Annotated in this window: 25 protein-coding genes and 1 pseudogene; 19 read left to right on the top strand and 7 right to left on the bottom strand. The window is 59.5% G+C overall.

Annotated elements, in window-relative coordinates; all coding sequences use genetic code 11:
• The first annotated feature begins 211 nt into the window (after positions 1–211).
• The 7 genes from nifB (at position 212) to QA639_RS34745 (ending at position 4,855) form a co-directional block, all read left to right on the top strand.
• Positions 212–1,759 carry a nitrogenase cofactor biosynthesis protein NifB gene (gene nifB / locus QA639_RS34775; protein WP_283090670.1) on the top strand — a complete coding sequence of 516 codons (1,548 nt, stop codon included), beginning with the start codon at positions 212–214 and terminating at the stop codon, positions 1,757–1,759.
• 11 nt (positions 1,760–1,770) lie between these two features.
• Positions 1,771–1,995 carry a 4Fe-4S binding protein gene (locus QA639_RS34770; RefSeq protein ID WP_283088368.1) on the top strand — a complete coding sequence of 75 codons (225 nt, stop codon included), beginning with the start codon at positions 1,771–1,773 and terminating at the stop codon, positions 1,993–1,995.
• A 425-nt stretch (positions 1,996–2,420) separates the two neighbouring features.
• A complete protein-coding gene (locus QA639_RS34765; RefSeq protein ID WP_283088367.1) occupies positions 2,421–2,744 on the top strand; it encodes a nitrogen fixation protein NifZ in 324 nt (107 codons plus the stop codon).
• Complete coding sequence (locus QA639_RS34760; protein WP_283088366.1) at positions 2,741–2,980, top strand: nitrogen fixation protein NifZ; 240 nt, start codon at positions 2,741–2,743, stop codon at positions 2,978–2,980. The genes QA639_RS34765 and QA639_RS34760 overlap by 4 nt, the downstream gene beginning before the upstream one ends.
• Before the next feature lie 15 nt (positions 2,981–2,995).
• Positions 2,996–3,355 (top strand): DUF3024 domain-containing protein, encoded by a 360-nt coding sequence (locus tag QA639_RS34755; protein ID WP_283088365.1) that lies wholly within the window; start codon positions 2,996–2,998, stop codon positions 3,353–3,355.
• 31 nt (positions 3,356–3,386) lie between these two features.
• Positions 3,387–3,656 (top strand): DUF6129 family protein, encoded by a 270-nt coding sequence (locus QA639_RS34750; RefSeq protein ID WP_283088364.1) that lies wholly within the window; start codon positions 3,387–3,389, stop codon positions 3,654–3,656.
• Positions 3,656–4,855 (top strand): DegT/DnrJ/EryC1/StrS family aminotransferase, encoded by a 1,200-nt coding sequence (locus tag QA639_RS34745; protein WP_283090669.1) that lies wholly within the window; start codon positions 3,656–3,658, stop codon positions 4,853–4,855. Before QA639_RS34750 ends, QA639_RS34745 begins: the two co-directional genes overlap by 1 nt.
• A 219-nt stretch (positions 4,856–5,074) precedes the next feature.
• On the opposite strand, the pseudogene istB reads toward QA639_RS34745, so the two are convergent.
• Positions 5,075–5,853 (bottom strand): annotated as a pseudogene (istB, locus tag QA639_RS34740) (IS21-like element helper ATPase IstB).
• A 9-nt stretch (positions 5,854–5,862) separates the two neighbouring features.
• The gene (gene istA / locus QA639_RS34735; protein ID WP_283088363.1) at positions 5,863–7,386 is read right to left on the bottom strand and encodes an IS21 family transposase; all 1,524 of its coding nucleotides are present in this window, start codon (positions 7,384–7,386) and stop codon (positions 5,863–5,865) included.
• Between the two features lie 86 nt (positions 7,387–7,472).
• Between istA and QA639_RS34730 the strand changes: the two genes are divergently transcribed.
• The 3 genes from QA639_RS34730 to QA639_RS34720 all read left to right on the top strand — a co-directional run bounded on the left by QA639_RS34730 (position 7,473) and on the right by QA639_RS34720 (position 8,520).
• On the top strand, positions 7,473–7,913 hold the full coding sequence (locus tag QA639_RS34730; RefSeq protein WP_346283747.1) for a helix-turn-helix domain-containing protein: 441 nt from the start codon (positions 7,473–7,475) through the stop codon (positions 7,911–7,913).
• 141 nt (positions 7,914–8,054) lie between these two features.
• Positions 8,055–8,255, top strand: a complete 201-nt coding sequence (locus tag QA639_RS34725; protein WP_346283711.1) for a YjzC family protein — start codon at positions 8,055–8,057, stop codon at positions 8,253–8,255.
• Positions 8,256–8,268: 13 nt separating this feature from the next.
• A complete protein-coding gene (locus tag QA639_RS34720) occupies positions 8,269–8,520 on the top strand; it encodes a hypothetical protein (RefSeq protein WP_283088361.1) in 252 nt (83 codons plus the stop codon).
• Between the two features lie 659 nt (positions 8,521–9,179).
• On the opposite strand, the gene QA639_RS34715 is transcribed toward QA639_RS34720, so the two are convergent.
• The 3 genes from QA639_RS34715 to QA639_RS34705 form a co-directional block, all read right to left on the bottom strand.
• A complete protein-coding gene (locus QA639_RS34715) occupies positions 9,180–9,932 on the bottom strand; it encodes an OmpW/AlkL family protein (RefSeq protein ID WP_428841099.1) in 753 nt (250 codons plus the stop codon).
• A 354-nt stretch (positions 9,933–10,286) separates the two neighbouring features.
• Entirely contained in the window at positions 10,287–10,700 is a 414-nt protein-coding gene (locus tag QA639_RS34710) for a thioredoxin domain-containing protein (RefSeq protein ID WP_283088359.1), read from the bottom strand.
• A 7-nt stretch (positions 10,701–10,707) separates the two neighbouring features.
• The gene (locus tag QA639_RS34705) at positions 10,708–11,124 is read right to left on the bottom strand and encodes a hypothetical protein (RefSeq protein ID WP_283088358.1); all 417 of its coding nucleotides are present in this window, start codon (positions 11,122–11,124) and stop codon (positions 10,708–10,710) included.
• Positions 11,125–11,558: 434 nt separating this feature from the next.
• On the opposite strand from QA639_RS34705, the gene nifH reads away from it, so the two are divergent.
• From nifH to QA639_RS34660, 9 genes are all read left to right on the top strand, one after another.
• The gene (gene nifH / locus QA639_RS34700) at positions 11,559–12,443 is read left to right on the top strand and encodes a nitrogenase iron protein (protein WP_283088357.1); all 885 of its coding nucleotides are present in this window, start codon (positions 11,559–11,561) and stop codon (positions 12,441–12,443) included.
• 157 nt (positions 12,444–12,600) lie between these two features.
• Positions 12,601–13,317 (top strand): nitrogen fixation protein NifQ, encoded by a 717-nt coding sequence (locus QA639_RS34695; protein ID WP_283088356.1) that lies wholly within the window; start codon positions 12,601–12,603, stop codon positions 13,315–13,317.
• A 169-nt stretch (positions 13,318–13,486) separates the two neighbouring features.
• Positions 13,487–14,857, top strand: coding sequence for a homocitrate synthase (gene nifV, locus QA639_RS34690; RefSeq protein WP_283088355.1), 1,371 nt, complete (start codon positions 13,487–13,489; stop codon positions 14,855–14,857).
• Positions 14,858–15,056: 199 nt separating this feature from the next.
• On the top strand, positions 15,057–15,413 hold the full coding sequence (gene nifW / locus QA639_RS34685) for a nitrogenase stabilizing/protective protein NifW (RefSeq protein WP_283088354.1): 357 nt from the start codon (positions 15,057–15,059) through the stop codon (positions 15,411–15,413).
• Positions 15,414–15,871: 458 nt separating this feature from the next.
• On the top strand, positions 15,872–16,426 hold the full coding sequence (locus QA639_RS34680; RefSeq protein WP_283088353.1) for a hypothetical protein: 555 nt from the start codon (positions 15,872–15,874) through the stop codon (positions 16,424–16,426).
• A 14-nt stretch (positions 16,427–16,440) separates the two neighbouring features.
• Positions 16,441–17,550 carry an electron transfer flavoprotein subunit alpha/FixB family protein gene (locus tag QA639_RS34675; protein WP_283088352.1) on the top strand — a complete coding sequence of 370 codons (1,110 nt, stop codon included), beginning with the start codon at positions 16,441–16,443 and terminating at the stop codon, positions 17,548–17,550.
• Positions 17,551–17,559: 9 nt separating this feature from the next.
• Positions 17,560–18,867, top strand: coding sequence for an FAD-binding protein (locus QA639_RS34670; protein ID WP_283088351.1), 1,308 nt, complete (start codon positions 17,560–17,562; stop codon positions 18,865–18,867).
• Positions 18,868–18,917: 50 nt separating this feature from the next.
• Positions 18,918–19,217 carry a ferredoxin family protein gene (locus QA639_RS34665; RefSeq protein WP_283088350.1) on the top strand — a complete coding sequence of 100 codons (300 nt, stop codon included), beginning with the start codon at positions 18,918–18,920 and terminating at the stop codon, positions 19,215–19,217.
• 458 nt (positions 19,218–19,675) lie between these two features.
• A complete protein-coding gene (locus tag QA639_RS34660; RefSeq protein WP_283088349.1) occupies positions 19,676–19,885 on the top strand; it encodes a hypothetical protein in 210 nt (69 codons plus the stop codon).
• A gap of 693 nt (positions 19,886–20,578) precedes the next feature.
• Here the strand turns inward: QA639_RS34660 and ahpD are convergent.
• Both ahpD and QA639_RS34650 read right to left on the bottom strand, forming a co-directional pair.
• The gene (ahpD, locus tag QA639_RS34655; RefSeq protein WP_283088348.1) at positions 20,579–21,127 is read right to left on the bottom strand and encodes an alkylhydroperoxidase, AhpD family; all 549 of its coding nucleotides are present in this window, start codon (positions 21,125–21,127) and stop codon (positions 20,579–20,581) included.
• A gap of 6 nt (positions 21,128–21,133) precedes the next feature.
• A complete protein-coding gene (locus QA639_RS34650) occupies positions 21,134–21,688 on the bottom strand; it encodes a peroxiredoxin (protein WP_283088347.1) in 555 nt (184 codons plus the stop codon).
• Between the last annotated feature and the right edge of the window lie 1,027 nt (positions 21,689–22,715).

The following is a 22,715-nucleotide window of genomic DNA, read 5'->3' as shown; positions in this document are numbered from 1 at the left end:
CATCTCTCGCGGCCAGTGATAGTGTCGGTTTTCCTACATGCGGGAACATCACTGCGGTACCTGCAACGAGGCGGATCGCGTGCGCCAAATCATTGACACCGTTCAGAAATGGCATCGTCCGTCGCGATGGCACGGAGGTTGCTACTCCCTCCTTGTGGTTCGCTCAGGGCTCGTCCTGAGAAACCTATTTGCCGTGCAGGGAGAACTGATGATGGACGCGGTCGCGGGGCGCGGAGGACGTGCCGGAGTTGCGGAGTATATCGGTGAGATCGCCGAGCATAAGGGTTGCCGCACCCCGCACAGCGGCCCCAGCACCAACTGCGGATCGCGGGCTGGTCAAGGCGATCTACCGAAAGAAATCTGGGAAAAGGTGAAGAACCATCCCTGCTACAGCGAGGAGGCGCATCATCATTACGCGCGCATGCATGTCGCCGTGGCGCCGGCTTGCAACGTCCAGTGCAATTACTGCAACCGCAAATACGACTGTGCCAATGAGTCGCGTCCGGGAGTGGTGAGCGAGAAGCTCACTCCTGAACAGGCCGTGAGGAAAGTACTTGCCGTCGCCACCAGCATTCCGCAGCTGACCGTACTTGGAATCGCCGGACCCGGCGATCCCCTGGCCAACCCGGAAAAGACCTTCAAGACGTTCGAACTGATCGCCAAGGCGGCGCCGGACCTCAAGCTCTGTCTATCGACCAACGGACTGGCACTTCCAGACTACGTCGATAGCATCGCTCGCGCCAATGTCGACCATGTCACCATTACAATCAACACGATCGATCCCGAAATCGGCGCCAAGATCTATCCGTGGATATTCTTCAACCACAAGCGGCACACTGGAATCGAAGCCGCCAGGATACTCATTGATCGTCAGCTGCAAGGCCTTCAGATGCTCACGGAACGGGGCATCCTGTGCAAGGTCAATTCGGTGATGATTCCTGAAATCAACGACCTGCACCTGGTCGAGGTCAACAAAACGGTGAAGTCACGGGGTGCCTTCCTGCACAACATCATGCCGCTGATCTCCGCATCTGAGCATGGCACGGTATTCGGCCTGAGCGGCCAGCGGGGTCCGACGGCGCAGGAATTGAAAGCGCTGCAAGATGCTTGTGAAGCTGAGACGAGGGTGATGCGGCATTGCCGCCAGTGTCGCGCCGACGCGGTCGGCCTGCTGGGCGAGGATCGCCGCGCGGACTTCACTACCGAGAGGATCATGGCCATGGACGTCAATTATGACGCTGAAATGCGCCGGGCCTATCAGGCCAAGGTCGAGGATCAGCGCGCGGCCAAGATCGCGGCCGGGCGGGAGGAGCTTGCGGAGCTCGCTGGACAGAAGAGCGAGATCACACTTCTGGTCGCGGTCGCGACCAAGGGCTCGGGCCTGATCAATGAGCACTTTGGCCATGCCAAGGAGTTCCAAGTCTACGAACTCTCGACCTCCGGCGCCAAATTCGTCGGCCACCGCAGAGCCGAGGTCTACTGCCAGGGCGGACACGGCGAGGAGGACAGGCTTTCAAACATCACCGGCGCCATCAAGGATTGCCATGCTGTGTTCGTAGCCAAGATCGGCGACTGCCCGAAGAGAAATCTGCTCAAGGCCGGCATCGAGCCGGTCGACCAATACGCGCATGAGTTCATCGAGAAGTCGGTGATCGGCTGGTTCCGCTGCTATCTCGACAAGCTGCGAAGCGGTGAGACGATGCACGTCAAGCAAGATGATGCGGCAATCCGCCGGAAAGTTCTCACCTCGGCGGCGTGAGGAGATGGCGAATGCCGTTCAAGATCATCGCTTCGCAATGTACGGGCTGCTCAGCCTGCGAGCCCTTATGTCCGAACGTTGCAATCTCCGAGAAGAGCGGAACGTTTACGATCGATCCGAAGAAATGTACCGAATGCGTCGGCCATTTCGACGAGCCGCAATGTGTTGCGGTTTGTCCGGTCGACGACACCTGCGTCGTCGACACTTCATGGCCGCGCCGCCAGGCGTCGGCTTAAATGGGAGAGCCCCATGAACGTCACGCTTGGACCGGGCGCTGAAACGCTTACGAGTTGGCTGCGCCTTGCTGGCACCAAAATTCCAAATTTCGTTCGCCGTCATAGAACGCGCTCGTTCCGGATTGTTCGCCGATATCGACGTTGCGCCGGTACGCCAAGCCCGGCGAGCAAGTCGCCGAGCGCAATGGCCGAAAATTACTTCTCAATGCCGAACGCTGCGTGCTGCGCGGCGGTGTCCCCCTGGATTTGGCCGACATTGCTCCCGGTAATCGACCTGCCTTTCCCTGAACCAGGCATTCCGTCCGACAATCGCACAGGTCGTCCATTCGAACAAGAAAGCTGCCGATGAAGCTGGCGCAGCGGGCAATCGCTAGGCTTGCGCTCGCGTGGTAGCTCTTTCTTAAAAGTCCGCAAGGGATGGCTGCATGAGCAACATCGTCCGCGACCACGACGTGGTCGAGCTAAGCGAGCCTCCTTGCTTCAGCTTTGGTGAAAAGGTGCGCGCCAATCGTTCGGTCCGCAATGATGGTACCTATCCCGGCAAAGAGATCGGCGAGGTCTTGGTCAGAAAAGGCGAGATTGGCTACGTCGTCTCGATCGGCACGTTCCTCCAGCAATTCTATATCTATGGCGTTGCATTTCTGGAAAGCGGCTATCGCGTCGGCATGAAGCGCAAAGAACTCGATTCGGCTGGCGCGGGCGCAGAGGTCGATGATCCGCCGTTGCCGGAAGAAGAGGGCATATCATGATCGGGCCAGAGGTTCCGAAATATCGATCAGGCCAGCGTATCAAAACCGCGATGGACATCATCAATGACGAGTCGTTCCCCAATGCGCCGCCCGATGGGGTGTTGATCGGCGCTGGACAGATCGGCGAAATCATCCGGGTCTCCATGCATACGGACGAGAGCGTGCCGATCTATATCGTTGATTTTGGCGAGCGGCTGATTATCGGCTGCTTTGAGGACGAAATCAAAGCGCTTTGAAAGGAGGCGTTGGCGATGAATGCCGCGGTAATGAGAAAGGTAGTGACCGGGCCGATCCCACACCCGAACGAGCTCGATCGCAAGCGGATCGAGCGCGCCCTGAGTTCGCGCATGCGCTATCGCTTTGTCTCGCCGAATGTGACGCCGGTAAGAGGAGGCTACCTCATCGAGAGCCCCTGCTGCTCGGGCAATATTGCTAAGGACGGTGGCCTGATCGATGTCGCGCTGATCCTCTACGATGTCGCGAGCGGGGCCTGGAAGACATTCTTCAAAAATCATGCGCAGGGAATCTGGGAATTTTACAGCATTTACCATCGGCTGGCTTCGGCACTCGACGAATTGAATGCGGATCCTGAGCGGCTGTTCTGGCAATGACGCCCGTTTCGGACCTGTTATAGGAGCCATAATGGCACTCGGCCCTGACGAACTGATCGAAATCGAACGGCTAATTGCGGCGGCTGAGGCCGATACAGGCCCGGTCGTTGAACTGCGGCGCCGCTTTCCGCAGCTCGCCTGCGTACGCTGTGATGCGTCCGACGTGACGGAGCAGCCGTTCCGCCGCTTTCCGGGTTTTGACCTGCATCTGGTCGATGGATCCGACCACTGCATGCAGATTACGGCCGACCCGGCGCGGGCAATCGGCATAGTGCTGGCCAAAAGGAATGCTGGGTGGTGATGGGCGTTGGACTAGCAAGGGATCACAACGCGGCCACGCGCCTGGCGGTGGCGGATCAATCCTTCATCTCGCTCTCCGACCCCGATATCACCTTTGCGGAACTCTCTGCCGTGGAAACGCTGCTGTGTTCGCCTCGAATTTCCAATGGGCCGGTCACCGAGGCATTCGAGCAAGCTTTCGCCAGCTATCTTGGCCGCAAATATGCCGTTGCCGTCCCGAGCGGCACGCTTGGGCTTCTGATTGCCTTGAAAGCACTTGGCATCGGGCCCGGACAGGAGGTGATCGCATCGCCCTATTCGATGCGTGAAACAGTCCACGCCATCCGTCTTGCGGGCGCACGGGCGGTATTTGCCGACGTTGACTATTGGTCCGGCGCATTGGCTCCGGCGAAGGTGGAAGAGCGTATCACCTCCAGTACAGGAGCGATCATCGCCGGCAATCCCAACGGCCACCCGGCGCCATGGTCGGAACTGCGCGCGATCGCGCAGCGCCATCAGCTGCCGCTTTTGGAGGATTCCACCGAGGCGATCGGATCGAGATACAAGGGCGAACTCGTCGGCCGTTTTGGCGATATCGCGGTGTTCGACTTTGCCCAGCCGCTGGGCTTAAGTTGTGGCGAAGGCGGAATGGTGGTGAGCGACGATATAGAGGTGGTCGTTGGCTTGCGTCGGCATCGCGCGCACCGGCTGGATGAGCGTTCGTCCGTTGTCGTCGGCAGCGTGGCACCTTACCAAGCCGGCATGAGCGATCTCACAGCAGTATTGGGACTTGCGCAGCTAAAGCGCCTCGATGACATCTTGGAGCGACGCCGGCTGATCGAGCAGCTGTACAATGCGCATATGCAATCATTTGAGGGCATCAAGCCGCCCTATATCGGCCCCGATGTGACCGAGGTGAACTGGTTCCTCTATCTCGTCCATCTCGGGACTCGCTTCACGCGATCCAGCCGCGATGCCATTATCGATGATCTGCGCCTCGAGCAGATCGAAGCCGCCGCTTATTGCCATCCATTGCATTTGCAGTGCCAATACGTTGAACTCGGCTATCGGCGTGGCGAGTTCTTGGTCACGGAGAAGGTCGCCGATCGCGCCGTGGCGCTGCCGTTTCACGCTCATCTCACGAGCAACCAGATCGAATTCATCGTGGAGACGATAAAGGATGCGTCGACCAACGTCGGCGCTGGCGCCGCGATCTATTGAACATTCAGCGTTTCCCATGCACCCAAAGGGAGATTGAATGGCCATAGTGACTGCTTGCTCTGACTCCATGCGTCGCCCGCCCCGTTCTTCCTCGGCCTTGATTACGCGGGCGGCCGATGAAGACCGAGACTGCAGCCCGCGAAGCTGACCGGCCGCTACAGCACTGTTGGGGGTGCGCGTCCGGTCAGCTTCGCTCCCTCGAGCGACCACGATCAAACATCAGACGTGATCTCTTCGGCGGCCGCTTGACCGCCGGCTAACGAAAGTGCCAATTGCCTTGACGATCGGGTACTTCACCTGCGCGCGATCGAGCCGGTGAGCGTTGTGAAGCAGGCGATCAGTATGGCATCCGCGTAAGTTGGGTCATTTATGAGCTCATGCCATTTGGCAATTGGAAGCTGGCTGGTGACGAGTGTTGACCGACGGCCGTAGCGGTCTTCGAGGATTTCGAGCAGATAATGACGGGCATTGGCGTCGATGGCTTGGAGGCCCCAGTCATCCAAAATGAGGAGCTCGACGGCGGCGATGCTCTTCATCCGCGAGGCGAGTCGGCCATCGCCCCGGGCAAGGTCCAGTTCTTCGATCAACCGCGGCAACCGGGTGTAAAGCACAGAGTGGTTGTCCCGACAGGCCTTGTGGCCGAGCGCACAGCCTAGCCAGCTTTTCCCGACGCCGGTTGGCCCGACGATGGCGCAATTCTCATGGTTCCTGATCCAGTCTCCCTTGAGCAGCATGTCGAACAGGCGGCGGTCGAGCCCACGGGGAGCGCGGTAGTCGATGTCCTCGGGCACGGCATGATGACGCAGCTTTGCCTTGCGAAGACGAAGCGCCAGGCGCCGGTTGTTACGCCAAGTCGCTTCATGGTCCAGCAACAGCGCCAGCCATTCGGCATGAGCGAGACCCTGGGCATCCTCGTTGTCGGTGAGGCTCGTGAAGGCCTCGGCCATGCCGGTAAGGCCGAGCCGGGTAAGCAGGTGGAGTGTGGGGTGTGTCAGCATTTTCTCTCCTTAGTGGTAATAGTTCGAGCCTCTGATGTTGGTGTGTAGGATCGGCTCGCGCTCAGGCGACGCAGGCGTTGGGACGCGATCGAGCCCCTTCTCGAGGATCGATTTGATGCTCGGGTAGTTGCGAGCCTGGATCTCAAGCGCGCGCAACGCGGCCGCCTCGAGGCGCTCGGCGCCAAAGCGCTTCTCAAGCCGGATGATGCCCAGGCAAGAACGATAGCCCTGTTCGGGATGCGGCCGATCCTCGATGATCCGGTCGACCAGCTGGCGCAGCGTCGGGCCGATCCGGCTTGCCTCGCTGCGGATCTTTGCCGGCGTCCACTCGCCATAGCGCCGGTGGCTGGAAGGCATGTGGGCGCTGATCGTCGTGTGCCGCCCGTTGCCACTGCCGCGCATGTGCGCGGCGATACGCTCGCCCCCCAGGAAGATTTCAACGGTTCGCGCGCAGATCCGCGCTTCTACCTCCCGACGGGCGAAGCGATAGGGCACCGAGTAGTAGTGTCGTTCGATCTCGACGTGATAGTCGAGGCCGACCCGGCATCGGCGCCATTCGGCATGGACCCACGGCTCGCCGGGAAGCGGTTTAAGATTCGGCGCATCAATTTCCTCGAACAGCTGGCGCCGTGTGCGGCCATATTGACGCAGCACCCGTCCGTCATTGAGCTTGGCCAGCCACTCGGCGATCGCGCCGTTGAGTTCGGCCAGGCTGTAAAAGGTTCGGTTGCGCAGCCGCCCCAGCAGCCAGCGCTCGACGATTCCGACGCAGGCCTCAACCTTCGCCTTATCTCTCGGGCGACGTGGCCGTGCCGGCAAAATCGCCGTGCCGTAATGCTGCGCCATATCGCTGTAGCTGCGGTTGACCATAGGGTCATAGAGGCAGGCCTTGATCACCGCGACCTTGGCGTTGTCGGGCACCAGCAGTTGCGTCGCGCCGCCAAAAAAGCTGTAGGCCGCGTTGTGTCCCGCGATCCAGTCGCCGAGCTGCTCGGTCCACGTCGCCAGAGCGAACGACAAGCTGGACGCGCCCATGACCGCCACGAAGATGTGCGCGTCGCGCACCTCGCAAGTCTTACGGTCAACCACCGGCACCGTGTCGCCGGCATAGTCGACAAACAATTTCTCGCCCCCGCCGTGGTGCTGGCGCATCACCAGCGGCAGCCGGCCTTCCCAGTTGCGGAACAAGTCACAGAAACGGCTATACCGGTACCCGTCCGGATGGTCCGCAATGTACTCGTCCCACAACACCTGCAAGGTCACGTGCTTGCGCTTGAGCTCGCGGGCAACAGCGGACCAGTCAGGCTCGACCACCTTGCGGCGACCCGGCTTCACGCCAGGCACCCCGTACAGCAGTTGCTCCAGCTCCGCGTCGCTTGTCGCTTCCGGGACTGGCCATGCCAGACCCGCGCGCGCAAACCGCTTCAGCGTGTCACGTACCGTCGTCGGCCCGACGCCGACCCGCTCGCCAACCACGCGCGTCGAGAGCCCAGCCTCAAGGCTCAACCTCACAATCTCGCGCACCTGGCGCATGACAACCCTCCTCGTCGGCATCCAATTCTCCCAGCTGTTTCCAGCCGGAGAAATGGCCCAACGATCAGGCCTCACACCATCCGAAACTGCGCGCGATCAAATCGGAATGCTGCGCGGAGAATGCTCGGAATGCTGCGCGCGATCATTTCGGAACCCTGCGCGCCATCAAGTCGGTACGCTGCGCACCATCATCTCGGAATCCGCAGTCTGGTCGCAAAATCATCAAAGGCCTTGAACAGGCTGTAGCTCATGCACGAGGAGAGAATACTCAGGCTCGTGAGCGCACGATCCATATTGAGGATAGTGTTGATGTGAGAAATATCCGGAAGAAGCTCTCGCTGACCCAGCAAGAGTTTTCGTTGCAGTTCGGATTTAGCTTGGCGGCTGTTCGTCATTGGGAACAAGGCAGCCGCATTCCGGAAATGTCTGCTCGCGTACTTCTAACCTTGATTGACAAAGATCCCGGTTACGTCCGCCGTGCTCTCGGCATGATGGACGAAGATGAACAGAAGGTCGCGTGCGGGTAGTGAGTTCATAATCAAAAACCGCCGGGTGGTTCAGACCCGGCGGCTTGAAACCGCCCCGTGGTCGAGAGCCGACGCGGGACGGGCCTGGTAAGGCGGTCTGATCATGAATCAGATCGTTGCCCGCGGTCAACCCCGGCTCTCATGCAGGAGAGCCTTATGGCTAAAACTTTTAAACCAGGACAAGAGGCCCCCCGCTCCGGGCAATACGAGCAGGTCGGGCCTCGAGGCGGTCGAACCGGAGAGGAACGCACGGTAACCCGTGGCGAGCCGCTTCCACCTACGCCTGCACCGGGAATGCAGTATGTATTGGTAGATCCCACCAAGCATCGCACTGGCCGGTAAGGGAGGAGCCACCATGTCGACTTGGGAAGTGGCACTCGTCCGCGAACAAGGCGTCGAGTTCGGAGTGGTTGCTGTTCAAGACCATGTCATCAGCAATCCGAGCGAACGTGACAATCTCGTGAGGATGTGGGTGGCCGAGTTGGGACGGCCTGTCGTCCTTTTGGGCGGCCGTCGACACCAGACTTATGGCCGTCATGACATTGTCAATTGGCTAAGCAGCGTCGATCCTGCTCGACTTCCCTGGCGCCAAGTGACTATCAACTGATAGCAAGGAGTGGAGTCTCTCGGTTCTCAAGGCTCCACTCTAAGCTTTGGGCGGCCGCGCCGGCCCCGTCAAGTCTAGGACTGGTTGAGCCCGTGCGCGGAGGGGCCAAGGCGTTAGCCCGTCGCTGACAGACGGCTAAGCGGCGAGAACCGGCCCGATTGTCTGGTACGGAGCTCCCGCAGCGACTTTTCCGTTTAATCAGCGCCGTCCGCACGACAACTTCCAGCTCAACTTCCGGCGAGTTTTCTTCTCCACTGAGCATCCATTTCTTAGACGCGGCTGGTACGGTGCGACCTTCGAGGTCGACAGCGGGAGTTGCATGCACGCTCATGCCATGGCGAAGCCCTTGAGGCGCTGGCGCTCGTCTTGATCGAATCCGCGTCTGCCTGTGGCATCAAGCTGCTGCGGGATACGTGGTTTTCGAGCGAGACCATAGGCGTCACGATCCACACTGATTGGCGGACATGCTCGAGAAAGCGATTGAATCATTTCTCCTGACCACATCCGAGGCGTCCGTCAGCCATACTGGCTTCGCAAGACTTTACAAGGATTGCCTGCGGCGCCGGGCCCGGCGCCCGGCACTGAGTGTGAAGACCCTTACTCGAGACGCCATCTCGCTCGACCTCTTGGTTTGGCGAGCCGGTTGCGGGGCGTGCTTATCAGAACTTATACGTGATGCCGCCGCTGACCAGCCATGGGTCGATATTAGCGCGCCCGGTGACGGGGATCGCACCGTTTACAGTCGCCGAATAATCTGGCCGCAGCCACAACTTCTTCACGTCAACGTTCAGGCCCCAATGACGATCGAGCATGTAGTCGAAGCCGAATTGAACCGCGGGGCTAACTGTGTTGTTGACATGCAAATCCGTCACCGCGAGGCTGGCGAACGGCGTCTTGGCTGCGGATTGGTGGAAGGACGCGGTGTAGTTGATGCCGGCGCCGATATACGGCTTGAAGGGGCCGAAATCGGTGAAGTGGTATTGAAGGGTCAGCGTCGGCGGCAACAGCGAGATCTTGCCGATATCAAGCCCACTCAGCGCGCCAGTGCCGCTGATCTGATGTCTGGTCACGGCGAGAATGAGTTCAGCGGAGATGTTGGGGGTGAAGAAATAGGTGATGTCGAGCTCCGGTACGACCCGATCGCTGGTCGAGAGGCCGGAATTCGGTGATGACAGCGACGGTACGGCGCCGACATTGACCGAGCTGCCTTCGGAATCCGGCAATACGCCGAGCACGCGCAGGCGGATCATCCACGGATTGAAGGGTTCGACCAGTGGAGGTCTAGCGTAGACCTGCGCCGGTGCGAGGTCCGCGGCCTGTACCGACGACATGGCAGCTCCGTCGAACATCGCCGCAAGCACGAGCAGGGACGCTTTCGTCAGAGTTGTTCTTGCTCTCATCAAAGTCTCCATTCCAAAATGCGCGTGGATAGTCACGCGAACCCTCTGTCACATGATTGGAATGGCGATGGATTTGATGCGGATCAAATCGGGTTGGTCATCGACGTAATTAAGTCGCTAAGTCACGTCGGTCATGCGCGGTTGAAGTTTTTCAAGATCGCATCGCTGCGGCCATGCCCTGCCGCATGCGCGTAAAGTGCGCTTTTGCGCGACGGAAAGAGCCACCCCGAGGGGCCTCTACCGACTGCAGCGGTTGATAGACCTCTCATCTTATTCTCAACGCGCGCGTTGCTCGTCGCGCGCCCGAAAGAACGAAGAGAGGGAGCGTCGTCTTGTCTCCCCGCATGGCCTTAGTTGTGCAACTTCTCACTCGGACGGACAGTCCATGAACGTTCCCTCGCGCGAGCATCCGTCAAGATCATCTTGCGGAGTCCGCCCAAGCAGCGACGGCACGGGCTCACGATCAAATCCCGCGCATCTTGCGCCGTCGGCGTCGATCAGGGGGCGTCGGATCAAAAGTGGATCGCCGAGCATCAGCTCAATTGCGCCCGCCGCATCGATCGCGCCGGGATTGACTTCGCCCGACTTGATGCGCGGCGCGGAGGGGTTGAACCAGGACACGACCGGTGTATGTCCAAAGAACGAGCGCAGTTCCTCCGTACGCCACGGCTCTTTCAAGATGTCCTTGGCAATCACGTGATGCCCTGCGGCCGTCAGTGCGTTGATCTGTCTGGCGTTGGTGGCGCAACCGGGCTTTTGATAGAAGATGATCGTTGCCATGGTGCACCTATTCGAGCGCGCCTGGCTGAACGATCGGTGCGATGCCGCCGTAGCCGCGAACATCGACATTTTTGCGAACTGTTGCCAAGCTCGGTGGCCTGCCGTGCACGGCAGGGGCGGCAGCCGTGATGCGGCCGGCCGTCGTGGCCCCGCCTGATGCGTCGCAGACGATCGGGATTCCTGCGCCAGGACATTGGCCCGCCATTTCGCCGACCAGCGCCGGCTGTTCCCAGCGGCCGAACGGCACCACATCCGGTACCGGCCAATCGATGCCTCCGCCAACAGCCTTTTCCGGCGTTGCAAGCTGGTGCGCCTCGATCCGATCATGGGAGATGCACCGCAGGGCCGAGTGGGCGATGTTGTCATCGATCAGGCACACCGGCCGCTTGGCCATTCCCTTTGACGTTTCACTCCCAACCTGCATCGTCGCGTTCCTCCGCCAATGGCCCACCGCAAAAGGTCGATTGGCAATTCCCGTTCCAGGCTCGAACGCATCGAAATAGCCCGCGGTAAGCCGGCCTTGACGCATCTGACATTTGAGAGGCCTGTTCGGTTTCCGACAGGGTGGCTTAAGTCCTGTCAGGTAAAAAACAGCGTGGATCTGCCGCCGGATAAGCAGGGATCCTCAGTCGGCGGGTGAGTTTGCAAAACGTATTCAGACGCTTACAAGCGCGGACAATTGCTGGCACGGCTGTTGCTATAGGGGGGACGCAACACTGAGTGAGGGCTGAGTGCACGCAGACGCGCAAGACGAGCGATGCGCTCCTTCCCTTGAACCCGTGGACCCCGTTTCTGAGAAAGAAACAATCGCGCGCAGAGCAGCGCGCAATGTCGGCAAATCGGTTGATGGAGAGCAACATGTCTTCACTGAGACAAATCGCATTCTACGGCAAGGGTGGTATCGGCAAATCGACCACCTCGCAGAACACGCTGGCAGCACTCGCCGAGATGGGTCAAAAGATCCTGATTGTGGGCTGTGATCCAAAGGCGGACTCGACTCGCCTGATCCTGCATGCCAAGGCGCAGGACACGATCTTAAGTCTGGCAGCGAACGCCGGCAGTGTGGAGGACCTCGAACTCGAGGACGTGATGAAGATCGGCTACAAGGACATCCGCTGTGTGGAATCGGGCGGACCCGAGCCGGGTGTCGGCTGTGCAGGGCGCGGCGTCATCACCTCGATCAATTTCCTGGAGGAGAATGGCGCTTACGAGGGCATTGACTATGTCTCCTATGACGTGCTCGGCGACGTTGTCTGTGGCGGCTTTGCGATGCCAATCCGCGAGAACAAGGCGCAGGAGATCTATATCGTGATGTCCGGCGAGATGATGGCGATGTACGCCGCCAACAACATCTCCAAGGGCATTCTGAAATACGCCAACTCTGGCGGTGTGCGGCTGGGCGGCCTGGTCTGCAACGAGCGACAGACCGATAAGGAGCTGGAATTGGCCGAGGCGCTGGCGAAGAAACTCGGAACCACGCTGATCTATTTCGTGCCGCGCGACAACATCGTCCAACATGCGGAATTGCGTCGGATGACGGTGTTGGAGTATGCGCCGGACTCTCAGCAGGCCGATCATTATCGCAACCTCGCGACCAAGGTCCACAACAACGGCGGCAAAGGCGTCATCCCCACGCCTATCTCCATGGACGAGCTCGAGGACATGCTGATGGAGCACGGCATCATGAAGGCGGTTGACGAATCGATTGTCGGCAAGACCGCCGCCGAGCTCGCTGCCTCGTAAAGGTGGCGACTCGTGGCCTCGCAAGGGCGCGCGAGCGGGTGCCGGTCTCCCCTATTTCCCCCCCCATCCCGGGAGACCGGCATTCCGACGAAAGACGTCTCACCAGGATGGGATGCGGCAGGCGTAGCATATTTGGACCTGCGATAGAAAGGACCACATGTTTGAAGCGAAGTTGCGTCCGCCATTAATTGGCGGTGCGACCGCCGCGCGCGAAGGCGTGCATAAAGGTATTGCAACCTACCACTTGCTCACTGGAGTGTCCCCCGCGGACGCCGAGATAGTTGCCGACAGCGACTTCGATCGCCACGTGCTGGCATCTATTCTGGCAGCGGCCTCGATGGACGATGGCCCACTTCCCGAGAAAGCTGGCCTCGCAGCTCATGAAGTTGCAGCGCTGTTGAAACAGTACTTCCCGTCGATTGAGATCAAAATCGAACAGTCGGCCGCGTGTTTTGAGCCCAATGTGACCGACGAGGTCGCAATGGTGCGTGATCTCTTGCTCTCGCGACGGTCAACGGAAGGGGATATTGGCCGCTGGCTGGCTGCAATGATCGCGCGCCGCGCCATTGAGCCGGACCACTTATGGGAAGACCTCGGATTGCGCAACCGAGCCGAACTCTCTCGGCTTCTAAGTCGCCATTTCGCGCCGCTCGCGGCGTGCAATATCAACAATATGCGATGGAAGCGGTTCTTCTATCGCACGCTATGCGAGGACGAGGGCCTCGTGATGTGTACGACGCCGGTGTGCACCCAATGTAACGATTTCGACGTCTGCTTTGGCGATGAAAGCGGCGAGAGCCGGATGGCTGAGCGCCGGCGTGATGTTCTGTTGCAGGCGGAGAGCCAGATCGTCGCCGGCGACTGGCCCATCTGAGCCGGGCGTCGTCGGCCATCTTTCCATAGGCTTCGCAATGAGCGGGCGAGCGGGCCGAATCGCTTAATTCTGGTGGGCTTTGTCCTGACGGGCTTTGTCGCAGATAGGCTGCAAGCGAGCGCAGGCTTGTTCGCGGAGATCCCACTGTCCATTTGTAAGGAAAGCCGAGATGAACGAGAGCTCGGCAGGGCAGAAAGTCAATTTTGACGCGTGCGCTCTGCAACCCTGTCGCGTTTGCGACAATCCAATTGGGACGAAAAATATCTGCCAATCGGTTGATGTCATTGCCGGTGTGGCATGCCGGTTGCTGGAGCACTCCGTGGTCAAACCCAGCCAGGAGATTCGCGTGATCGCTACCGTCGCAACCGTCGCCAAACCGTCGTGGTCCGAATTGGCCACGACCAAACCGATCGTGCTCAACGACACGACATTGCGCGACGGCGAGCAGGCTCCTGGCGTTGCGTTCACGGCCGACGAAAAGCTGGCGATAGCGCGTTCGCTGGCGAGGGCGGGGGTCACCGAAGTCGAGGCCGGGACGCCCGCCATGGGCAGTGAGGAGATCGCTGCCATCCGCGGCATCGTCGAAGCGGGTCTCCCGCTCACCACCATTGGCTGGTGCCGGATGCGAGAGGCCGATGTCGATGCGGCGATCGAGGCCGAGGTATCCATGGTCAACATATCGATCCCCGCCTCCGACGTGCAGATCGCGGCCAAGATTGGCGGCAACCGCGAATTAGCGCTGGAGCGAATGAAGCGAGTGGTTGGCTACGCCTGTGAGCGTGGGCTTAAGGTCGCTGTCGGCGGCGAGGACTCTTCCCGCGCGGATATCGAGTTTCTCATCACGCTGGTCGCAACTGCAAAGGCGGCAGGTGCGCGGCGCTTTCGCATTGCCGATACGCTCAGCGTCCTTGATCCAGATTCAACTTGCGCGTTGGTCGGACATCTGCGTGCGGCCACCGATCTCGAGCTCGAGTTTCACGGCCACGACGATCTCGGGCTCGCGACCGCGAACACGCTCGCTGCCATCAAGGCCGGTGCGAGCCACGCCTCGGTGACGGTCATTGGGCTCGGCGAGCGTGCAGGGAACGCGCCGCTGGAGGAGGTTGCAGTCGCGCTGAAACAACTCTACGGACGGCAGACCAGCATCATACTGTCGGAGCTCGAGAACGTCGCTGCGGTGGTCGCGGCGGCGGCCGCTCGTGCGATTCCTCTGAACAAGGCGATCGTCGGTGAGCACGTATTCACCCACGAATCCGGCATTCATGTCGACGGTCTGTTGAAGGATCAACGCACCTATCAGTGGCTTGACCCGCATTTGCTAGGCAGATCCAACCGTTTTGTGATCGGCAAACATTCTGGACTTTCGGCTATCACAACGCTGCTCGGCGAATTGCAGCTTGCCGCCAGCCCTGATGAGGCAAGACAGATTCTGTCGCGGGCGCGGAAATATGCCGTTGAGAACAAGCTGCCGGTTGAGCGCGAGACATTGGTGGCGATTTGGCGCGACATCTGTGAACGCTCATTGAGCCATCGCGCGTGAGGTCATGTCCGGCATTGCGCCCACCGGCCGTTGCCAGCGTCCAATTGGCGCGATGCGGAGCTGCTCGGCCGCCCCGCGTTTTCTGAAGCGTTGGTTGGGCGATACGTTGGGCTCTGCGAGGTTAAAAGTGCGCCGGGATGGTGCGGCTGTACCAGTTCCCGGCTGGATGCCGGGGGCTTGAGCGAAGGGAGAGTTTTCGATGAGCGACACACCGGTGAGCGGTATCATGGAGCGGCTCAACGCGGCCGCCTCAGCAGAGGAGTTTTTTTCGCTTCTTGGCGTCGACTACGACTCCAAGATTCTCCACGTCGCACGCCTGCATATCTTGGGGCGCATGGGGCAACATCTCGCCAAGGAACAATTCGTCGGCGTTTCGGAACCAGAGATCAAGGCACGGTGCAAGGCGATTCTGGAGCAGGCCTATGCCGATTTCGTGGTGTCCTCCCCAATCGACCAGAGAGTATTCAAGGTTTTGAAGGATGCGGTCGCAGAGCCCAAGAACACAGACCCCAGGAGGCCCGCCGCCTTCGTGCCATTGAGTGTCCTGATGAAGTAGCTGCGTCGCCGCCTCGGTTTGTTCCGCGCCACGTTGTTGTTACGGCGCCCAGGCGGGCCTTCGTCTTCATTTAGCTCAACTCGCTGCGCCATTGCGCAAAGCGGCGTTGTTGGATTCGCGACCACGTCGGAAGTGTCGTGTGTTGAATCTCCACCAGATCACACCAAGCCATTGCTTTGACAGTCGATTTTCGATGGCGCCGGGACTGGTACGACACTTGCTGTTCTGCTGCTACGTCTGTCGTTGACGACGCCCTGCCGACCCTTGTTCCAGATGAGATTTGGAGGAAGAACAATGACGTCGCCTTTGCTGCTCATTCCCAGCGCCGCGATCATTTCATGGCTCATGCTCACGCGAGCGGCGTTCGGAATCGCGTTCGATACGATTGAGGTCAGGGATTGACCGGAGATGGCGATCCGAAGCTAACCCAAGCATCCAAGCGAGCATCTGGAGAAGGCATGCATACTGACGTCTGCATCAAGCAGGTCAACGAGTTCGCGCTGATCTTCCAACACCCCATGACCGTCGGCCTCATGTGTCAGGAGGACATATCGTCATGCTGGTGTCGGATTTCTTTGCGCTGGAAGGCGCGTACGAATTACATGACAGGTTCGGCGGCAAGAGTGCCGCGCTCGCCACAATCAGCGCCTAGCGCCACGTCGAACGCCGCGCGCGAGTGTTGCACACAAATCGAACCTGCCTGGTCAACGGTGCTGGAAGCGATAAGCCGAGCTGGCCGCGCCGGTACGGCCGACGCGGTGAGGCCGGTCCGGGCGCCGGCCGCGAGATGGAGCGTGGAGAATGCTGGAGCCAAGGACATCTTCAAACAAGACCTGTCGAAACGTGACCTGTGCGGCAACCGGCCATCGGCGAGCGCTCATTTTTGCGCCGGGGCCACGCCGGGAAGGCGAAGCCGGGGGCGGCAGCCGCGAAGCCGCTCCGGCACTGATCAATCCATCTTCAAGGAGCAATCGAAGCTAGAGCGCGATGCTGTGGCGCGGCGCTGGTTCTGAGGGGATTCATAGCTATGAGCAACGTCACCAAAGCTGCCAGGCCGGCCGTGGGCGGCCGTGCCGCAGCCAAAAGAGAATTGCCGGAGCACTTTAAGGCCTACAAGCACGTCTGGGTCTTCGTCGAGCAGGAGCGCGGGCAGGTACATCCCGTTTCGTGGGAGCTGATGGGCGCGGGACGCAGGCTTGCCGACAAGCTGAAGGTTGATCTCGCTGCAATTGTAATCGGTCCGGAGGGAGAGGCGACGCGCAATGCCGCGCTTGAATCGTTCTGCTATGGCGCGGATCTGAGCTATCTCGTGGCCGACAACATTCTGTCGGAGTATCGCAATGAATCATATACCAAGGCACTGACAGAGCTGGTCAACGCCTACAAGCCAGAGATCCTGCTGCTCGGCGCCACCACGCTCGGTCGCGACCTGGCGGGATCTGTCGCGACGACGCTTCTGACGGGCCTGACCGCCGACTGCACTGAGCTTGATGTCGACGCTGATGGTTCGCTTGCGGCCACACGTCCGACCTTTGGCGGCTCGCTGCTCTGCACGATCTACACCTTGAATTACCGGCCGCAGATGGCAACCGTCCGCCCGCGCGTCATGCCGATGCCCGAGCGCGTCGAGCGCGATGCGTCCCGGATCATTATCCACCCGCTTGGTCTCATTGAGGACGATATCGTCACCAAGGTGCTGTCATTCATTCCGGACCGCGATTCCGAAACGTCCAATCTTGCCTATGCCGATGTCGTGGTCGCCGGCGGCTTGGGGCTGGGATCGCAGGACAACTTCCACCTGGTGCGAGAGCTCGCAACGGCCCTCGGCGCCGAGTATGGTTGCTCGCGTCCTCTGGTGCAAAAAGGCTGGGTCTCGACTGACCGGCAAATTGGCCAGACCGGCAAGACCATTCGGCCAAAGCTTTATATTGCAGCTGGCATATCCGGCGCGATTCAGCACCGGGTCGGCGTCGAAGGTGCCGATCTGATTGTCGCAATCAATACCGACAAGAATGCGCCGATATTTGATTTCGCCCATATCGCCATTGTCAACGACGCCCTGCAGTTGTTGCCGGCGCTGACGGCTGCATTCCGAGCGCGGCTCTTGCCGCAATCGCGCGCCCGGATCGCGGGCTAGGAGATTGTCATGATCGATGAGAGGTTTGATGCAATTGTCGTCGGCGCCGGGATGGCAGGCAACGCGGCGGCACTGACCATGGCCAAGCGCGGCATGAAGATCCTGCAACTCGAGCGTGGCGAATATGCCGGATCGAAGAATGTGCAGGGTGCGATCCTCTATGCCGACATGATGGAAAAGCTGATACCGGACTTCCGCGAGGAGGCGCCGCTCGAACGTCATCTGGTCGAGCAGCGGTTCTGGATAATGGACGATCGGTCCCACCTTGGCATGCAGTATCGCTCCGACGACTTCAACGAGGAGCGGCCGAACCGCTATACCATCATTCGCGCGCAGTTTGATAAATGGTTCTCGTCAAAAGTGCGGGAGGCTGGCGCGACCGTATTATGCGAGACGACAGCCACCGACCTGGCACGAGACGACCATGGAAGAGTGATTGGCGTTCGTACAGATCGCCGCGACGGCGAGATACATGCTGACGTCGTGGTGCTGGCCGAAGGGGTTATTGGCCTGCTTGGGACGCGTGCGGGCCTTCGCCGGCGGCCGGAGCCCGACAAGGTGGCATTGGCGGTGAAGGAAATGCACTTCTTGCCGCGCGAGACGATCGAGGCTCGCTTTAATCTCGAGGGCGACGAGGGTCTCGTGATTGAAGCCGCAGGTACCATATCCCGCGGCATGACGGGAATGGGTTTCATCTATGCCAATAAGGAGTGCATTTCGCTCGGAATCGGTTGCCTTGTCGCCGATTTCCAGCGCACCGGTGAGACGCCTTACGGGTTGCTCGATCAGTTCAAGAGGCATCCATCCGTGGCGCCCCTGATCGCAGGCTCCGAGGTCAAGGAATACTCCGCACATCTCATTCCCGAGGGCGGCTACAAGGCGATCCCGCAGCTCTATGGCGAGGGTTGGGTGGTGGCAGGCGACGCGGCGCAGCTCAACAATGCCGTCCATCGCGAAGGTTCCAATCTTGCGATGACTTCAGGCCGCATCGCCGCCGAAGCAATCTTCCAGCTGAAATCGCGCGGCGATCGCATGACCGCGAAAAATCTGTCGCTCTACAAGAAGATGTTGGATGATTCCTTCGTCATCAAGGATCTGAAGAAGTATAAGGATTTGCCAACGCTGATGCACACCAATTCGCAAAACTTCTTCCTTACCTACCCGCAACTGCTCTCAAGGGCGATGCAGAACTTCGTGCGTGTCGACGGTATGCCGAAGGCCGAGAAGGAGAAGATGACATTGAAATCCTTTGTAAAAGCGCGGTCGTGGGCAGGTCTGTTCGGTGATGCATTCCGTTTCGCTCGCGCATGGCGCTGAGCAAAGTCAGTCGAACAAACAAAGTCGATCCGAAAAAAGGAGGCTAACACATGAATGCCGAGCTGCCCTCAATGCGCGTCGAGGACAAACTGTACTACAATCGCTATCTTGTCGACGTCGGCCGGCCCCACGTCAAGGTTCGCGCGCACGCGACGCCTTCGCCGCAGCTCCTTGCACTGTTAAAAGCTTGTCCCGCGCGTTGCTACGAGCTCAACGACAAGGGACAGGTCGAGGTCACCGTCGACGGTTGCATAGAGTGTGGCACCTGCCGCATAATTGCCGGGCCAACCGGCGACATCGAGTGGAGCTATCCGCGAGGTGGATATGGCGTGTTATTCAAGTTCGGGTGAGTGGTGAAAGATCGCGGTCCGACCGCCTTTGAGCAAGACGATCCCGCTACGACTTTAGTTCGCGTCTCACTCATATCCGAAAGGCAGTAAGGCCGTCGCGAGACCAGGGTGGCAGAAAATCCTCGTTACCTGCGATCCATTGTGCTCAACGCGCGGTCCCCTAGTTCTTCCAGCCAGATAGCGGCCGAAGACGTTTCTCAACAACGACATCAGAGCAATCACAGAGTGCTGCAAATTTGCGCGGCTCAACCAGCGGCGGCCGCAGTCCGGCTTTAATGGTCGAGATCCAGATCGGCGAACGCGATCGAAAGCCAAGCCTGACACGCCATCGGGACCTGCTGTGGCGCCCCCTGGTAACAATCTGTGAGCTACAAACCTGACGTAACGTGAGATTTGCATTTCGCGTTGCTGCTGTTAGGTAGTGACGGCGGGGGCCAATCTGAGGAAGTGACGCGCGAATGAAAAAAATGTTGTTTGTGACTGCGACCGCCATCGCGCTTGCAGCGACGGTGCCGAATATCGTGGCTGAAGCCACGGCACCGGTCGACAACAATACGCCGGTCGCCGATACGTCAGATCCTTGCAGCGCCAGCCCGGAGATGGCTTGGGTATGCCAAACCTTTTTTTGCTTATGCGACCCGGAGTGCAGAAAGACAATAATGCACTAAACAACCGACAGAACAAATTGAGCGGATAGAGGATGGGCCGCCAATACCCTGGCCGTTTGCGGGCACAGCGGCTCCGTCCTCTTGGCGTGCCGATACACACCGCCAAGATGATGGAGGGGAGGCGCCATCTTCAGTGTTCTCTCGGACGACCAATCCGCCCTAGCGATTTTGCCCCTGCTCACAACGTGGGGGTGGGGCAGGCTCGGGCGAGCACCGCTTACGGATCCTGCCCTCACCCTCGACTGGCGAATTCGATCACGTCGTGAGCGGTTCGGCACGTGACGCCTGCTACGCCGAATTTGCTGCGCCGCGGAGCGAACCATTGCCGTGGCCGAGGTTCGAAGCCATCGGCGTATGTGAATACGATGGGGATTACAAGCAGGGACAGATCGCGATCAGCGTTGACTGGTATCGACTGCGACACTGTCTTGTCATCGACAGAACCGCTGGCGCTATTGAATGAGGCTAATCGGGGGGTGTGAGGCGATATTGGATTTTGCGGAGGACGGCCGAGCGACAGGCCTGTGATGGCCGTTGATCGAGGAATCCCTCCGCAGCTTCAGTTCGCCGCCCGACAATTGCGCCGAAACACGACATACGGGAAGGTATGTGCTTTGGGTGAGAACCTTCCGCAAGCGGGCGGCTCGCGTGAGGTTCTCATCCCGAATGCAAAGAACTGGCACAGAGGATAGATCACTCCGTCGTCGGCGCGGCATCATGCCCGGCCGCTTCGATCGCAACTGCGACCGACTGTACGATGGCGGCAAAACGCGCCGCAGTCTGGATTGTTTCGGCGCTAACGCCTGCCGTACGCAGTGTCTTCTCATGGGCGTCAATACAGGCGCCGCAGCCGTTTATGGCCGACACCGCCAAGGACCAAAGTTCGAAATCTGACTTGTCCACGCCGGGATTGCTGATTACGTTCATGCGCAGCCGCGCAGGCATCGTCTTGTACTCCGGGTTGGCGGCGAGGTGGACGAAGCGGTAATAGACGTTGTTCATCGCCATCACGGAAGCTGCGGATCTCGCTGCCGCGATCGCAACTGGGGTCATCACGGCGGCGGCAGCCGATTCCATCGCTGCGATCACGTTCCGATTACGGGTGGCTATCGCGCTCGCCAACAATAGTCCATACTGGCGCTGCGGCGACAGCGTCTCGTCGGCGACCATCGACATCAGGTTGAGCCTGATGTCCTTCGCAAAGTCGGGGATTTGTTCTTTCAACTGCTCGATCGACGACATGCTGCCTCAAGCAACGTCCAGCGTTTCGCCGCCGATCTCGCGGTTGCACGGGCAGAGTTCGTCGGTCTGCAGTGCGTCCAAGACGCGAAGCGTGTCCTTGGGGCTGCGGCCGACATTGAGATTCGTCGCATAGACGTGTTGGATGGTGTTGTCAGGATCAGCGATAAAGGTATATCGGTAAGCGACGCCCTCTGGCGAACGCACGCCAAGGCCATCGACCAGCGCTCCTGTGGTATCGGCAAATTGCCAGATCGGCAGATTTTTCAGGTCCTGGTGTGAGCGGCGCCAAGCGAGCTTGCAGAACTCGTTGTCGGTCGAACCACCCAATACGATCGCGTCGCGGTCGGCAAAATCCTTGGATAGCCGGGCAAACTCGGCGATTTCGGTCGGGCAGACGAAGGTGAAATCCTTCGGATAGAAGAAGATGATCTTCCATTTCCCGGAAAAGCTGTCTTCGGTCAAAGTTTCGAATGCGCTCTGTCCGTCTTCCTGTGGCGCGTGAAAGCCAGGCTTTACGCCTGTGATTTCGAACGACGGCAACTTACTTCCAATTCCAAGCATATCGTGCTCCCAAGGTCCCCCTGCTTCCGCTATGGGCGAAGCAAGGCGTGTGCCACGTAATCTCGCGATGGAGTTGGTCGAGCAGCATACGGGATGGTTGCTGTTGGGGCATCTGATGCCATTGGTATATAAGTTGGTTTCTCGAGCATCGCCGTCGCGGTGTCTTCGCCAGCTGCTTCATGCCGCTTGGCTATTGACCGGGGAGTTCATGCACCGTTAGTCGAAGCCGACGAGCACGGGCGGCCGACAAATTTTGTTGAGTGGCGGCGGTCGAGGATGCGGGCAGAGGAGCCGCCCCTGGTGTTGGTTTCGGTGCAAGCGGATGCGCTGGCCTCGCGCTTGGTTGGGCAGCACGAGGCATACGTTTGGACAGCCTAACATTGACCGCTTTGGCGGCGAGGCTTTAGCGTGACATGCCGAATGCAATACATTCAAAGCGTCTGGTAGAGACTTCCATATATTGTTTCCAGGCTCGATGCTGATTTTTGACTTCGCGCGGTCGGCCTTGCGTTGCGACCGACGACGAGCATGAAGCGCACGACGAGAGCGCCTACTATTGTCGAAAAGTTCACAACGCGCTCCTGCCGAATTTGCAAAGATGCTTGCCGCTTGGCCAAAGCAAAATGGAAGGGCGAGGCGCATGCTTCCATTCTCCAACTTAGAGCCGACAAGCGGCAAAAATGCAGCGCATTCAGTTTTGCTCGACGCAGACAGTGGACTGGCCGCAAGCAATGACAGGCGGCGAGGGTTGGTTCGCCGCTAGGCGCAAATAGAATCACGTCCTTCCGCGCGTGTAGCGATCAGCCTGGTGAGCACGACCAGCTAGTTCCTTGGCGTGTAGAAACAGTTGTACTCACGTTTTGAGACGATTGACGGGTATTACCATGATTGAGCAGAGCGAAGCTGTTGCGGAGACGACAGTCGCAGAGTGGTGGTGAAGAAACAGCAGCAAAAGAAGCAGCTGATGGGCAACCGACTGATGGAAAGACCGATTAGAACACGACGGCAGAGAAGAAGCCGACCGAGA

Source organism: Bradyrhizobium pachyrhizi, assembly GCF_029714545.1.
GTDB lineage: Bacteria > Pseudomonadota > Alphaproteobacteria > Rhizobiales > Xanthobacteraceae > Bradyrhizobium > Bradyrhizobium pachyrhizi.
This window is presented reverse-complemented; position numbering and strand designations above follow the sequence as displayed.

Coding starts and splice junctions, on each gene's coding strand:
- nifB (WP_283090670.1), top strand. CDS start 212: ATGGACGCGGTCGCGGGGCGCGGAGGACGTGCCGGAGTTGCGGAGTAT.
- QA639_RS34770 (WP_283088368.1), top strand. CDS start 1,771: ATGCCGTTCAAGATCATCGCTTCGCAATGTACGGGCTGCTCAGCCTGC.
- QA639_RS34765 (WP_283088367.1), top strand. CDS start 2,421: ATGAGCAACATCGTCCGCGACCACGACGTGGTCGAGCTAAGCGAGCCT.
- QA639_RS34760 (WP_283088366.1), top strand. CDS start 2,741: ATGATCGGGCCAGAGGTTCCGAAATATCGATCAGGCCAGCGTATCAAA.
- QA639_RS34755 (WP_283088365.1), top strand. CDS start 2,996: ATGAATGCCGCGGTAATGAGAAAGGTAGTGACCGGGCCGATCCCACAC.
- QA639_RS34750 (WP_283088364.1), top strand. CDS start 3,387: ATGGCACTCGGCCCTGACGAACTGATCGAAATCGAACGGCTAATTGCG.
- QA639_RS34745 (WP_283090669.1), top strand. CDS start 3,656: ATGGGCGTTGGACTAGCAAGGGATCACAACGCGGCCACGCGCCTGGCG.
- istA (WP_283088363.1), bottom strand. CDS start 7,386: ATGCGCCAGGTGCGCGAGATTGTGAGGTTGAGCCTTGAGGCTGGGCTC.
- QA639_RS34725 (WP_346283711.1), top strand. CDS start 8,055: ATGCAGGAGAGCCTTATGGCTAAAACTTTTAAACCAGGACAAGAGGCC.
- QA639_RS34720 (WP_283088361.1), top strand. CDS start 8,269: ATGTCGACTTGGGAAGTGGCACTCGTCCGCGAACAAGGCGTCGAGTTC.
- QA639_RS34715 (WP_428841099.1), bottom strand. CDS start 9,932: ATGGAGACTTTGATGAGAGCAAGAACAACTCTGACGAAAGCGTCCCTG.
- QA639_RS34710 (WP_283088359.1), bottom strand. CDS start 10,700: ATGGCAACGATCATCTTCTATCAAAAGCCCGGTTGCGCCACCAACGCC.
- QA639_RS34705 (WP_283088358.1), bottom strand. CDS start 11,124: ATGCAGGTTGGGAGTGAAACGTCAAAGGGAATGGCCAAGCGGCCGGTG.
- nifH (WP_283088357.1), top strand. CDS start 11,559: ATGTCTTCACTGAGACAAATCGCATTCTACGGCAAGGGTGGTATCGGC.
- QA639_RS34695 (WP_283088356.1), top strand. CDS start 12,601: ATGTTTGAAGCGAAGTTGCGTCCGCCATTAATTGGCGGTGCGACCGCC.
- nifV (WP_283088355.1), top strand. CDS start 13,487: ATGAACGAGAGCTCGGCAGGGCAGAAAGTCAATTTTGACGCGTGCGCT.
- nifW (WP_283088354.1), top strand. CDS start 15,057: ATGAGCGACACACCGGTGAGCGGTATCATGGAGCGGCTCAACGCGGCC.
- QA639_RS34680 (WP_283088353.1), top strand. CDS start 15,872: ATGCATACTGACGTCTGCATCAAGCAGGTCAACGAGTTCGCGCTGATC.
- QA639_RS34675 (WP_283088352.1), top strand. CDS start 16,441: ATGAGCAACGTCACCAAAGCTGCCAGGCCGGCCGTGGGCGGCCGTGCC.
- QA639_RS34670 (WP_283088351.1), top strand. CDS start 17,560: ATGATCGATGAGAGGTTTGATGCAATTGTCGTCGGCGCCGGGATGGCA.
- QA639_RS34665 (WP_283088350.1), top strand. CDS start 18,918: ATGAATGCCGAGCTGCCCTCAATGCGCGTCGAGGACAAACTGTACTAC.
- QA639_RS34660 (WP_283088349.1), top strand. CDS start 19,676: ATGAAAAAAATGTTGTTTGTGACTGCGACCGCCATCGCGCTTGCAGCG.
- ahpD (WP_283088348.1), bottom strand. CDS start 21,127: ATGTCGTCGATCGAGCAGTTGAAAGAACAAATCCCCGACTTTGCGAAG.
- QA639_RS34650 (WP_283088347.1), bottom strand. CDS start 21,688: ATGCTTGGAATTGGAAGTAAGTTGCCGTCGTTCGAAATCACAGGCGTA.